Source organism: Pedobacter xixiisoli (assembly GCF_900215335.1).
Lineage (GTDB): Bacteria > Bacteroidota > Bacteroidia > Sphingobacteriales > Sphingobacteriaceae > Pedobacter > Pedobacter xixiisoli.
On sequence record NZ_OCMT01000003.1, the window covers coordinates 524,188 to 538,022 of the forward strand.

Here is a 13,835-nt window from a genome sequence, read left to right on the forward strand (position 1 = left end):
AAATTGAGATGAAAAGCTTTGGCCATTTACTCGCATTCATGCTGTTGTTATCATGGCAAGTCGTTGAAGCTGCCGATATCAAGGTAATGACTTACAACATCCATGCAGGAGTTCCACCTTCAAGTACTTCCCCAAATTTACTTGGAATAGCTGCGGTAATCAATGCCGCTTCGCCAGATTTGGTCGCTTTGCAAGAGGTAGATAAGAATACAACTAGATCTGGTGGTGTAGATCAAGCGGCTTATTTGGCGACTGCTACTGGTATGAACTATTATTTTGCCAAAGCACTTAATTTTCAGGGCGGAGAATATGGCATTGCTATCCTTTCCAAATATCCGATTATAGAAACTTTCCGTTATGAATTGCCAATGGTAGATGGTGTTTCAGGTGAGCGACGGGTGTTGGCCATTGTCAAAGTATTGATTAACGGTCAGACGACTTGGTTTGGTAATACACATTTTGATATTGTAGAAGTACATAAACAGGTACAGGCAGCCAAAGCAGTAGAAATTGCACAAGGTATTACTGGTCCTTTTATTCTAGCGGGAGATTTTAACGTTCGACCTACGACCCAACCAATGGTGACGCTTAGAGAAGCTTTTAATCTGCCTTGTATTAATTGTCAATACACTGCGTCGTCAACTAATCCAACCCATGCCATTGATCATGTGATTTATAACGATCAGGTATTGCAAAATAGGTTTGTTTCAAAATACGAAGTGATTAATCAGCCTACAGCTTCGGATCACTTGCCCGTAATGGCTACTTTCTCTGATAGATCCCCAGAAGTGTTGAGCTGGCAATTTGCAACGCCATCAACCAATGGAAGAGAAGCAAGCATAGATGCTACTTTTAAGGAAGTAGGCTTAAATACATCTACTTTGGTTAGAGGTAACGGCTTGCGCACCCAAAATGATGGTGGTGCAAATATGGGTTTGGCTAATGGCTTTGTATCTGGAACTGGGATTCCGTCATCTACCGCTCTGGCGGACACGGCTATCGCTGTAGCTAACGATATGTATTTCGGTTTTGATGTGTCTGTTAAAGAAGGATACGAACTTACGCTTAACCACATCAAATATAAAGTAAGAATTAGTGGAGGTGGAGCCAAAACATGGTATTGGAAGTACAGTGTAGATGGTACCGCATTTCATAAAATAGCAGAACCCGAAATTTTAACCGCTGCTACTGTTGATGCAGGTGTATGGCAACCAGAAGTGAGCTTGGCTAATATCAATGCTTTGAAAAATATAGCACATGGCACTACCGTAAAATTCAGGTTGTATGTAAGTGGATCAAATACTACTTCTGGAACCACGGCATTAGGCCGTTCTGCTACAGGTACTAGCGATGACCCAATATTGATGTTAGGTGGAACGATTGAAAATGTGGCTACTCCAACTAAAATTTTAAGCTGGAATTTTTTCAGCCCAGCAACTGCTGGAAACGAAACAAGCCTAACCTCTAGCTTTGCTAATGCGGGGTTAAATACTGCAACACTAAGCAGAGGTGCGGGTTTAAGAACGGTAACCAATGCAGGAGCAGACATTGCGATTGATAGAGGATTTTCTGCTGGCGCAACGGTTTCATCAAGTGCCAATTTAGCCGATACTACAATCGCAAAAACCAACAATATGTATTTTGCCTTTAATTTAAATGTGAAATCGGGATACCGAGCTTGGTTAAGAAAGATAGCGTACAAAGTACGTATCAGCGCAGGCGGTTCAAAAACTTGGTATTGGACTTATAGCTTAAACGGAACTACTTTCCACAAAATTACAGACCCTGTAACTTTAACGGCTGCTACGGCGGGTGAGGGTGTGCTGATGCCAGAGGTTTCGTTAAAAGATATTCAAGTATTGCAAAATTTGGAGTCAAAAACGATTCATTTCCGGTTGTATGTAAGCGGGTCTAATGCCAGCACAGGAACAACTGCTATCGCTCGTTCTTCTAATGCTACCGACGATGCTTTGCAGATTTTTGGAGTAGTGGAAGATTTAGGTACAAACTTAGATGTGCTTCCAGTTACCCTGTTAGATTTTAAAGCTCAAAGACAGAACGAAGGGGTGAAACTGAATTGGGAAACTGCTTCAGAAGTTAACAACGATTACTTTGAAATTCTTCGATACACAGACAATAAAAAATCCGCTGTTGCTTTAACTACTATTAAAGGTAGAAACCAAGCAGCCAACTACACTTATCATGATAAAAGTGCAGATTTTGGCAATAACTATTATCAGCTTAAACAGGTAGATTTTAATGGTGATGTCACACTTTCCAAGGTAGTGAGCGTCAATAACCAACTTTCAAAAAATGATTTAAAGGTCTACATCAAAGAGAACCAAATCAGATTGGAGTTTTTATCGCCATTAAGTACAACTGCCAATGTAGCACTGTTTAATATCAGTGGTCAAAAACAACTGAACCAAAATATCAATTTACTAGAAGGAGTAAATAGTATTTCCATTGCACAGCCTTCAGTAAAAGGTATTTACATCATTTCCTTAACCATTCAAGGGAAAAATACCGCACAAAAAATCAACATACCCTAACCAAAATTTTAAATACTTAACCAAATGAACAGATTTTTTTTAACACTCGTTTTTAGTGCTTTTTTAGCGTTTGCACAAGCGCAGCAAGTTAGATTGGCAACTTTCAATATTCGTGTAGATGTAGCTAAAGATGCTCCCGCTAATATGTGGAGAGATAGAGCTGCAATGGTAAACAGTCTTATTTCTTTCCATAATTTTGATGTTTTTGGCGTACAAGAAGCACAGCCTAATCAATTGGCAGATATGGAAAGAGGTTTGCCTAACTATACTTTAGTAGCCGATGCTAAGCATAATGGTCTAAATTCATCAGCTATATTTTTCAAAACGGCTGTTTACGATTTAGTAAAAAGCGGAAGTTTTTGGCTAGCTCCCAATCCGAAAGACGATAAAAAGGCTTGGGACGCAAAATATCCAAGAGGTTGCACTTGGATAGGTTTAAAGGATAAAAAAACAGGCAAAGTGTTTTACTATTTCAACACACATTTAGATCACGTTGGGATAGAAGCTAGAAAACACAGCGTACAAATCATCAATACTCAAATCAAGGAAATTGCAGGTGAAAATCCAGCGGCAATTTGTGGCGATTTTAACTTTAATCAACACGATGAAAACTACAAGAGCATTCAACAAACTGCCGTACTAACAGATTCGTTTTTGCTATCTCCAATTAAATACACCCCTAATGGTACTTTTAATGGTTTCAACATCACTCGTAGTTCTGAAGAAAGAATCGACCATATCTTCGTTACTAAGCAAATCAAGGTAGAACGTTATGGGATTTTAACAGATTGTTTTAGTGGTAAATATCCTTCAGACCATTTTCCGGTAATGATAGATGTAACCTTTAAGAAATAGAAGCAGATGAGAATGACAAAATCAACACTTGCATTTGCTCTTTTTTACTTCATTGCGGTTTTTGCATCAGCGCAAAGTAACCAACTGCAAGAAATTACCAAATCGCTTTACAACCCAGCAGGGAAGGAGGTTTTGGTGGTAGTACATCGTGGCGATTGGAGAAATGCGCCCGAAAATTCAATCAAAGCCATTGAAAATACCATCAAACTGGGAGCAGATATGGTAGAGATTGATATCCAGAAAACAAAGGATGACCAGCTCATTTTAATGCACGATAAAACCTTAAACAGAACTACTACAGGCAAAGGTAATGTTGCGGATTTCACGTTAGAAGATATCAAAAAGTTATACCTAAAAAGTGGGATAGGGATAGAAACGCATCACAAAATTCCAACCTTGGAAGAAGCTATGCTGGTAACCAAGGGCAAGATTTTAGTAAATATCGATAAAGGTTACAATCACTTTGATGAGGTTTATAAAATTTTAGAACGCACTGGAACTTTAAAGCAGACTGTAGTAAAAAGCGGTAGCGACTATTCCAAAATTATTTCCGAAAAAGGAGAAGCTTTTTTGAAACAGGTAATTTTTATGCCAGTAGTAAATTTGGATAAACCTGTAGCGACTGCCGTAATTAAGGAATATACTCAAAAACTGAAACCTGTAGCTTTCGAATTGGTATTCAACTCAGATACTTCTAAAATCATCAATCAGTTTAACGAAATTAAGAAAAATGGCTCGAGAGTTTGGGTCAATACCTTATGGCCAAGTTTAAATGCTGGTCATCACGATGATTTGGCTGTAGACGAGGGTAATCTTAAAGATAGTTGGGACTGGATTATCGCAAAAGGTGTCAATATCATTCAAACAGACCGACCTGCAGAACTGCTCAACTACCTAAGAAAAAAGAAATTACATCGTTAATCTTTACTAACTAAATAGATGATTAATTTTTTGAAGAGAGATGTTTTTTTGCCTGAAACTTTAACCGAGGAACAGCAAAAAAAACAATATGCTAGAATTAAATGGTACGTTTTCCTATCAGCAACCATCGGTTATGGACTGTATTATGTTTGTAGGTTGTGCATAAACGTAATTAAAACCCCATTAATTAAAGAAGGCATTTTAACCGAAACTGAACTTGGAGTTATTGGTTCCTGCCTATTTTTCAGCTACGCTTTTGGCAAGTTCGTCAATGGCTTTGTTGCTGATAGGGTAAACATCAGAAAATTCATGTCCTTAGGCTTGTTTTTTTCTGCACTAATTTGTTTTGCTTTGGGTTTTACCACTTCATTTATCGGTTTTGCCATTTTATGGACTTTTAATGGATGGTTCCAAAGCATGGGCTCTACGCCCAGCGTAATTGCACTTACTCGTTGGTTCAAACCGTCAGAAAGAGGGAGTTTTTACGGATTTTGGAGTGCTAGCCACAACATTGGCGAAAGCATCACTTTTATTGTAATTGCTTTCATCGTTACTGCTGCGGGTTGGCAGTGGGGCTTTTGGGGAGCAGGTTTATTCGGTGTGGTTGGAGCAATTATCATCTACTCATTTTTATTTGATAGCCCCGAAAGCAAAGGTCTTTTTGTGCTTAAAAATCAGGCTATTGTAGCAGATGTGGAGAAAACTTCGGTGTCTAAACAACAGTTAGATGTACTGAAAACGCCAGCCATTTGGGTATTGGCATTTTCCAGTTCGTTCATGTACATCAGCAGGTATGCGGTAAATAGTTGGGGAATTTTCTTCCTCGAAAACGATAAAGGTTTCACTGTAGTAGAAGCAAGTTCCATTGTATCGGTAAGCTCCATTTGCGGAATTTTAGGAACGGTTTCTTCTGGTGTAGTATCCGATAAGTTTTTTAAAGGAAAGAGAAATTTTCCAAACTTGATTTTTGGAGTGTTGAATGCGCTTTCCATAGGCATTTTTTTAAACACACCTAAAGAACAAACTTGGTTGCTCATCGTGAGTATGGTGATATTTGGTATTTCTATAGGTGCATTAATTTGTTTGTTGGGTGGCTTAATGGCAGTAGAAATAGCACCAAAAAATGCAGTCGGTGCAGCAATGGGCGTAGTAGGCGTAGCTAGTTACATTGGTGCTGGTTTGCAAGATATTGTAAGTGGGTATTTAATTGAAAATGCCAAAACCGTTACCAATGGCGTAGTGGTTTATGATTTTACTATTCCATCTCTGTTCTGGATAGGAGCTGCGGTGTTGTCGTTTGTATTGGCAACTTTCATTTGGAACGCAAAGCGAAAAGAATAAGTAGTTGAAAATAAGTGAAATGTGATGGTTTTTGGAAAATATTTTTCTTAAAGCTGTCACATTTTGTTTTTCATTGCGTCTATTGTTTTGTGGGTTAATTCAGCACCTGCGTAAAAACCAAAACAACATCAAATGAAAAAGAAGCTATTTATTATAATCTTCTGCCTTTTAACTACGAAAGTCTTCGCACAAAACCTGCGTCTTAGCGGAAAAGTACAAGCTGCTCATACTAACGAAGCCATTGGTTACGCAGCAGTTTTGTTAACAGAGCAGGCCGATTCTACAAAAAGAAGTGGCGCTTTAACTAGCGTAAACGGAGAATTTTCTTTGAAGGATTTAAAAAATGGAAAATACATCCTTAAGATATCAGCGTTAGGTTATAAAACGTTGGCAAAACCCATCGAAATTACCACTGCTAATCTCGATTTAGGTACATTGAAAATGGAAGAAGATGCCCTTGCACTAAAGGAAGTTAGCGTTACCGGCCAGCAAGCAAACGTTAAAATTAAACCTGATACCATCGAGTACAACGCTACCGCCTTTAAAACACAACCTAACGCTGCGGTAGAAGAATTATTAAAGAAATTGCCAGGTGTTGAAATAGATAGAGATGGCAATATTTTGGTGCAGGGACAAAAAGTAACCCGACTCACGGTAGACGGGAAGGACTTTTTTGGAACAGATCCTAAAACTGCTACTAAAAACTTACCAGCTGATGCCATTGCCAAAGTGCAAGTGGTGGATAGCAAAACCCTAGAAGCTAAAGCAACAGGTATAGATGATGGACAACGTGAGAAGGTTCTAAACCTGACCATCAAAGAAGATAAAAAACGCGGTTGGTTTGGGAATGCCAATCTTTATGGTGGAACTACAGACAAATACAACAGTTACCTCAGCGCCAATCATTTCAACAAAAACTTGCAATTTGCCTTACTTGGTATGAGCAATAATGTAACCAATGCAAGTTTCCAGTTCGAAGATTTAAATAGTTTTACTGGTGGAAATATTGGGAACATTTTTGCTCCGCCAGCAGGAGGTAGTTTTTCGATCAATGTAAACAATGGTCGTACAACCATTGGTGGTTCTGGTGTATTTGATAACAGTGCCATCGGCGAAGTAACCACACACAGTGGTGGTGTAAATTACAGTAACAGCTGGGGTGCAAATAATAAGTTGGCTATCAGTAGTAGCTATTTCACTTATTTCTCCAAAGGTATCGGGAACAGGTTATCAAACATTCAAGACTTTAACCAAAACGATGTATTGAGAACGGAAGAAAATTCCATCAGAAATTCAGATAACCAAGCCCATCGTTTCAATTTTAAGGCAGAATATCATCCAGATTCGTTAACGGATATTACTTTCCGCCCTAATATTATCCTCAACTATTCTAGAAATATCAATGATAGAAATTTCAATTCAAAATTCGATAATGCCGGGAAAAGCAACGACGGCAATCAATATTTCAATCAGAAGAATGTTACACCTTCACTATTTGGAGAGTTTGTTGCTCTACGTCGTTTAAAAAACGGTTCTGTTTCATTAAGGTTAAATGGCACACAGAATACTTATAATTCGAATTGGCTCAATCAATCTCTAATTAACAAATACGAAAATGGAGCTACGATAATAGAAAAGATTAATCAGCAAGCAGAGCAAGAAAATCTAGCTAAAACTTATACCGTTGGATTAAACTACATGCGCCAGCTCAATAAAAAATGGAGTGCAAATGTGGGATACCAATACAATCAAAGTAACATAGATGCAGAACAGCTCACTTTAGATTACAATAACCTTACTGATAGATATGAAGTTGTAGTGCCCAATTTCTCTAACAGAATCGATAACAAAAATTGGTCGCAAAGTGCGAGATTTGGTTTTATTCACACCCGCACCCAATGGACTTACAATTTTGGCTTTGGTCTGCAAGAAACGGGGTTGGATGCAGCAACTTTTACGAGCATGGGTGTAAATACGAACAATTTAGATAGGAAGTATTACAATATTCTACCTCGATTATCCATCAATTTTAAAAATAAAGCCAACCATACCATACAGTTAAATTACAACTCGAATGTAAATCTCCCTTCGGTAAATGATTTGCAGCCAGTGCAAAATAACAACAATCCGTTGTATCAGAGAGTAGGTAATCCAGATTTGGAGGCCACTAAAAATCACCGTATGGCTATTAACTTTAATACTTTCAGTGCAGATAATAATAGGTATTGGAATGGCTATTTCTTAGTGAACTACGCAATTGATGACATTGGCAACAGCGTAAAGTTTACCAACGGAGTTCAAAATGTGCAACCAGTAAACGTAGATGGTAATTATTTCATAAGAACGGGTACTTTTTTTGGTCAGCCCACAAAAATTAAAGGTTTAAGAATGGGTTATGGGCTTAATTTATTTATGTCGCATACGTCTTCATTTATTAACGACGAAAAAAATGCAACCAATAGATACAGTGCAGGTCCTAGTACTAATTTTAGCTATGATATTGATGATAAGTTGAATGTAGGGATTTATTTGGGTGTGCAATACAGTAAGGTAAATAATTCTCAGCCAGCGGCGATAGATAATAAATATTTCAGTTTTTATAACAATGCAACTGTAAGCTGGGAGTTCGTGAAAAACATGCGCATCACTACCGAATTACAACATAATGGTACCGCAGGCAGAGCCGATGGCTTTAATAACAACGTTTTTCTTTTAAATGTTGGCTTAGAGCAATATATGATGAAGCGTAGAATTACTTTAGCCATTAAAGGTTTCGATGTACTGAACCAAAACACCAATATAGATAGATTGGTAAATGCAAGTAGGATGGAAGATATTCGTTACAATACTATCAATCGCTATTTCTATATGTCGCTAAATTATAAAATCAGCAAAGCTGGAGCAACAAATACGAGGTCAAACCCTAGAAATACAGTTGGATAACGATAAGGTTCAGCAAGAGTAAGTGTTTTACTTTCTTACTCCTTTTTAGAGTATTAAACATTTGATAGTGAATGTGTTGTGGTTGTTTTTTGAGGTGATGATTGCAATAATTGGGTAAAAATAACAACATAAACCATAGGTGTTTTCAGCAAAAGCATTGTTATAGCTGTTTCTGGCGCTTCTTTTTTAGAGGGCATGAAGTTTGGGTAATTGGGGCTACCTACATTACCCTATGAAAAATAATTTGAAAAGCCTTGCTAGTGATGCAAGGCTATTTTCTTCTTTTTGGAGTTTTAGCGTCCAATTGAAAATCAGTAATTTACTGTTGCCAATAGATTTTCTCTTTTTGAAATCTAAAAGCGTAGCAATAATCTCTAATCTAGGCATTCCTAATCAGCCCTCTAATAACTTAACTTATGCAATATAAAGTTATCCTTACTGGAGCTAATGGTGCAATTGGTGAAGGTGTTTTGTTGCAGTGTCTAGAGAGTAGGTCTATTGGCGAAGTATTACTGGTTAGCCGTTGGCATCATCCTATTAAACACCATAAACTGAAAGAATTAATCGTATCAGATTTTTTGGAACTTGATGCCTACGAAAATGAATTAAGTGGTTACGATGCCTGTTTCTACTGCTCGGAAAGCCCGTTGGCGAGTCTCGATGAAAGAATTGGTTCGTATTTTATGATTGACAACACGTTGAGCTTTGCTTCAAAATTGTTGATGCTTAACCCAAATATCGTCTTTAGTTACTTGTCAAAATGGAATGTGGATGCTACCGAGTTGGGTAAAGTGATGTCAGCCAAAATAAGAGGAAAAGCTGAAAATGCATTGGCAAAAATGATATTCAAAAAGCTGTATTTTTTTAGGATAGGAATGGTTAGCCCCTTCCCAGAGCAGAAAAACAGGAAAATAGGCAATGAAATTATTTACAGATGCTATCCCCTCTTGAAATTTTTGATGCCCAACAAAATTAATACTGCCGAGGAATTGGCCAAGGCAATGATACATACATTAATTACAAAATATCCGCAGAGAGAAGTGAGTGTAAAAGACATTAGGGCTTTAGCTAGTTATCAGCAAGGGAATGTAGAAATATACAACCCATTAATGCATTTAACTTAGAAGATCTAATCTTCACTTTTAAGGTTTTTAATTTCTATGGAAACCCATTACTTTGTAAGTATGGAAGAACAGAAAAATAATCCGCTACACGGCAAAACCTTAGAGTACATTATCACACAGCTAAGCGAACATTATGGCTGGGCAGAGTTAGGCTATCTTTTGCGTTTCAATTGTTTTGTGAAAGATCCCAGTGTAAAATCTAGTCTGAAGTTTTTACGGAAAGAACAATGGGCTAGAACACAGGTTGAACAATTATATATAGACACTTTTTCAAAATAAATTATGAGAACTGTACTAGCTATATTTATGGGTTTAATCTTGCTTTTCAATGTAAATGTAGAGGCAAAGGAAAATAAAAAAAAGAGTAAGGTTTTGGTCTTTTCGCTTACTACAAGTTTTAGGCATAAATCAATTAAAGAAGGAATTATCGCCATTAGAAAACTTGGAGCCGAAAATAATTTTGAGGTAGATACTTCTGAAAGTGTAAATAGTTTCACGAAAGAAAATCTTAGCCAATATAAGACACTGATATTTCTGAATCCTACAGGCTCTAACGTTTTTAGCGAGCAACAGAAACTAGCTCTAAAAGGATATATTAATGATGGCGGCGGTTTAGTTGGCATACATGCAGCTACTGATTTTTGCTTCGAATGGGAATGGTACGGTAAAATGATTGGTGCTTTTTTTACCAATCATCCAAAGGTGCAGCAAGCCAAACTCATTGCTGTAAACCCTAAAGATAAGTTGATGAAAGGTTTGCCGGAGACTTGGTTACACACAGATGAGTGGTATAATTTCAAATCCTTCAATAACGATGTTAAGGTGCTGGTAAAAGTGGATGAGACATCTTATCAAGGAGGTACAATGAACAATAATCATCCTATTGTTTGGTACCATGAATTTGAAGGCGGTAGAGTTTTTTATACCGGAATGGGACATACACCAGAAGCTTACAGCAACAAATTATTTTTAACACAACTACAAACTGCAATCAAATGGACAATGCGTAAATAACAAATCATCATAAATCTATCTATCTACTTATTTAAAACATGTTTATTCTTCCGAAAGCTTTCCGGAGGCCAATGTTATTGGCACTCGGAATGTCTGTTATTGCTTTATCGGCTAACGGACAAGAGAATCAGAACTCCCTAGAAATCAATTTGCAAAAGTCAATTGGCATTTTTAGTGCTAATAACCATCAACTGCAAGGTGGTGCCTACGGTGGAGAAATTACTTATCATATCAACACCACTAATCGTAAAAGTGCTTGGATACAAGACTTGGGTGTTAAAAGCGTAGACTTTATTTTCAACTATAAAAATATGGGTCAAGTAAATAGAGTACTTGTGCCCATTAAAGGAGAATATGGAGATAGTTATTCACTTTTAGGAGGGATAACTTTACCTTTACTCCACGTAGGTAAAGCAAGTGTAGATATTGCTCCCGCGTTTGGTGTACTTTACGCTGGCGAAACTTGGTTTACTAATCAAAACCCTTTGTTAGGTAGTAAGTTGAATTTTGCGGCTAGAGCAGCGTTAAAACTTAATGTGCCAGTTGCAGAAAAAACATCACTAACTGCTAGTTTAGACGTACTTCATTACTCTAACGGCGGCTCTAGGGTGCCAAATAATGGTATGAATTTAGCTAATGTGGGCATTGGCGTAAAAAAGTATTTGAATTTTAAGCCTGGAGAAGAAGCCCAAAGTACGAATGTTGATAACAGTTATGCTAAACATTCGTTCGATTTTGGTGTTGGAATAGGACGTAGGGGTGCTTACCAAAGCAAGAAATTTTTGTATCGCACAGGCTTATACTTGGGCTACAATTACAGATTTGCTTCCTACATGGCAGTTGGTACAGGTATAGATGCGGTTTACTACCATACTTTGTACGATGCAAGTCGTAATACAGAGACTTACCAATCAAAAGCTACCTCATTACAGAGATGGCGGGTTGGTGCGGCTATTGGTCCAGATTTTTGGATGGGCGATTTGGCGATAATGGCAAAATATGGCTATTACATTTATTACGATAGCTTAAAGCCTATAAAAACATATTGGACTGCTGGTGCAAAATACAAATTGAACAATTGGCTAGCATTGCAAGGCAAAATATACATACATCAAACCGAAGCCGACTATATAGGTGTAGGCTTGATGTTCACTAAATAAATTTATGATTAGGCTAAACGAAGACACACCACTAGATGTACTTAATGAAATAAAGCAAGGCGACTTGGTAACAGACACATTTAGTAAAACAGGTTTGGTGGAAAGTGTAGAAATTACCGACGATGGTTTATATCGCACCTACGAATTCACTTTGGTAACTGGAAGAGTTATAAAAGTTAGAAAGTAACCCAGCTAATTAGCTTCTAGGTCTAATCATTAAACATTTTAAGCGAATCTTGATGAATTGTGCTAAGCTCAAACAGTCTCTTAGGTTTGAGATTTTTCCAAATTGTTTTGGGCCTAGCGCTATCTTTAAATGCATTTGAACCACTCGTATAATTCATTTTTAAAGTAGAGAAGTTTACGGTAGTGTTTGTCTGTTCGCCAGAAGAACGGTGCATACTGGATTTGTTGTAGCCTATCAATTCAAATTTTTGGTGTTGGTAACGGAAGATGTATTCAAAATTGTAAATCTCCCATGCGCCGCAACTATAAAAATTTTGAAAGTGTATTTTCAACAATCCTTTCACTATTTCCATATAGCCATTTTCTCCAAAAGGATCCAGCAGGCAAGGAGCATCCTCTGCATTTGGAGGAGGAATAAAGGTTGTGTTTTTTGCAAATAGTTCATACCATCCGTTAGGTTTCTTAAAAGCAACTAGCAAACATCTTGGGTTTGTGTTTAATTCGGGGTCGCCAAGTTTACCGCTATTATTGATTATGTTTTTCGGATTGGTATTTTCAATAACCAGTGCTACATCTTCCAAGCCATCTTTATTTAAATCGCCCTTTGCTTCGGCAATCAATTTCCATCCCTTTGGTACGAAATCCGTGGCTTTTGAGGCTGTTTTCTTAATAAGAGGGTTATCGCTCTGCGCAAAAGAAAATTGAGTAATAATAATTAGAGATATAATGGAGACAAAAGCTTTCATAGGAATTGGTAAATGAAAATTTTAAGAACATCATTTATAGTCATCGTCATTGCGAGTAACGAAGCAATCTTAAGGATAGTTTAATGCCTTTTCTTAGTTGTAGGATTGCTTCGTTCCTCGCAATGACGTGTTAACTGCACTAAAACAACACCTCATACAAACCTAAACTAGCTGCATACAAATAGGTTTTATTTCGCAATGTTACCGTTTTCGGCATAGTCATATCATTACACTTAAATTTCTGATTGTTTAATTTATAATAGGCCAAATAAACCGGATTTGGCAAACGTCCGTTGTTCCAACCCGTTAAAATGTCATCATCAAACTTTGGAATTTCGAATTTAGGCTTTTGAATTTCTATCTTAAAAAGTTCTGTTTGTCTAACCAGTAGTGCTCCATTTCTAATGGTAAAAACGTTACAACTAGCCGTATTTACAATGGTATATTCGCAAGGCTTTAAACCATAGGGTCTCAGCAATTCTCGCTCGTATTTTTCAATCGATTTTAATCTCAAGCTATCATTTAAATCTTTCAGTTGTTCCGATTTCTTACTCAAGCTATCGGCAAAAACAACAGTTTTAAAATGTTCTTGCTTTTTGTAATCCGGATAAAAGAACTTCTTCCGATTAAAATATAAATTACCTAGCTTATCTACGTAAAACGGAAGGTTCCAATCGTAAACATCTTGAAAAATTACGTTTTTATTAGCCTCAATAATTTTAAATGGCAAGTTGCTGTTATTCGGTTTAATAAGTATTCTATCATCGTTTAAAAAGATAAGTTCGCTCAAATCTTCCGTGTCTAAAACTTTCCTAAACTTCGAATTATCTTTTAGCAATTCAGTTAAAAGAGGCACTTCTGGGTGCGCATCTTTTTTAGGGATTGGATTACAACCGATAATAAAAATGAAGATAATCAGACTTACGTATTTCATGTTCTTTAGTAATAAAACTTTATTTACAGCTTATACCAATTAGTCTAAATATTATGCTT

12 protein-coding genes are annotated in these 13,835 nt (G+C 37.1%); 10 read left to right on the plus strand and 2 right to left on the minus strand.

All coding sequences use genetic code 11. From position 1 onward, the window contains the following. Nucleotides 1–8: 8 nt before the first annotated feature. The 10 genes from CRO54_RS14315 (at nt 9) to CRO54_RS14360 (ending at nt 12,097) form a co-directional block, all read left to right on the plus strand. Nucleotides 9–2,552, plus strand: coding sequence for an endonuclease/exonuclease/phosphatase family protein (locus CRO54_RS14315; protein WP_097132758.1), 2,544 nt, complete (start codon nt 9–11; stop codon nt 2,550–2,552). A 24-nt stretch (nt 2,553–2,576) separates the two neighbouring features. Beyond that, complete coding sequence (locus CRO54_RS14320) at nt 2,577–3,407, plus strand: endonuclease/exonuclease/phosphatase family protein (protein WP_097132759.1); 831 nt, start codon at nt 2,577–2,579, stop codon at nt 3,405–3,407. Between the two features lie 12 nt (nt 3,408–3,419). Continuing rightward, nucleotides 3,420–4,328 (plus strand): glycerophosphodiester phosphodiesterase family protein, encoded by a 909-nt coding sequence (locus CRO54_RS14325; protein ID WP_097132760.1) that lies wholly within the window; start codon nt 3,420–3,422, stop codon nt 4,326–4,328. An 18-nt stretch (nt 4,329–4,346) separates the two neighbouring features. Further along, nucleotides 4,347–5,669, plus strand: coding sequence for an MFS transporter (locus tag CRO54_RS14330; protein WP_097132761.1), 1,323 nt, complete (start codon nt 4,347–4,349; stop codon nt 5,667–5,669). Nucleotides 5,670–5,801: 132 nt separating this feature from the next. Continuing rightward, entirely contained in the window at nt 5,802–8,612 is a 2,811-nt protein-coding gene (locus CRO54_RS14335; protein ID WP_097132762.1) for a TonB-dependent receptor, read from the plus strand. 416 nt (nt 8,613–9,028) lie between these two features. Continuing rightward, nucleotides 9,029–9,736, plus strand: coding sequence for a Rossmann-fold NAD(P)-binding domain-containing protein (locus CRO54_RS14340; protein WP_097132763.1), 708 nt, complete (start codon nt 9,029–9,031; stop codon nt 9,734–9,736). Between the two features lie 36 nt (nt 9,737–9,772). Continuing rightward, a complete protein-coding gene (locus CRO54_RS14345) occupies nt 9,773–10,015 on the plus strand; it encodes a VF530 family protein (RefSeq protein ID WP_240775118.1) in 243 nt (80 codons plus the stop codon). Between the two features lie 3 nt (nt 10,016–10,018). Continuing rightward, complete coding sequence (locus CRO54_RS14350; RefSeq protein WP_205943998.1) at nt 10,019–10,750, plus strand: ThuA domain-containing protein; 732 nt, start codon at nt 10,019–10,021, stop codon at nt 10,748–10,750. 38 nt (nt 10,751–10,788) lie between these two features. After that, the gene (locus tag CRO54_RS14355; protein ID WP_097132766.1) at nt 10,789–11,910 is read left to right on the plus strand and encodes an acyloxyacyl hydrolase; all 1,122 of its coding nucleotides are present in this window, start codon (nt 10,789–10,791) and stop codon (nt 11,908–11,910) included. Nucleotides 11,911–11,914: 4 nt separating this feature from the next. Beyond that, nucleotides 11,915–12,097, plus strand: a complete 183-nt coding sequence (locus tag CRO54_RS14360) for a hypothetical protein (RefSeq protein ID WP_097132767.1) — start codon at nt 11,915–11,917, stop codon at nt 12,095–12,097. 22 nt (nt 12,098–12,119) lie between these two features. Here CRO54_RS14360 and CRO54_RS14365 read toward each other — a convergent pair whose 3' ends face one another. Together CRO54_RS14365 and CRO54_RS14370 are read right to left on the minus strand one after the other, a co-directional pair. Continuing rightward, nucleotides 12,120–12,842 (minus strand): hypothetical protein, encoded by a 723-nt coding sequence (locus CRO54_RS14365; protein WP_097132768.1) that lies wholly within the window; start codon nt 12,840–12,842, stop codon nt 12,120–12,122. Between the two features lie 139 nt (nt 12,843–12,981). Then, nucleotides 12,982–13,776 (minus strand): hypothetical protein, encoded by a 795-nt coding sequence (locus tag CRO54_RS14370; protein WP_097132769.1) that lies wholly within the window; start codon nt 13,774–13,776, stop codon nt 12,982–12,984. Nucleotides 13,777–13,835 lie beyond the last annotated feature (59 nt).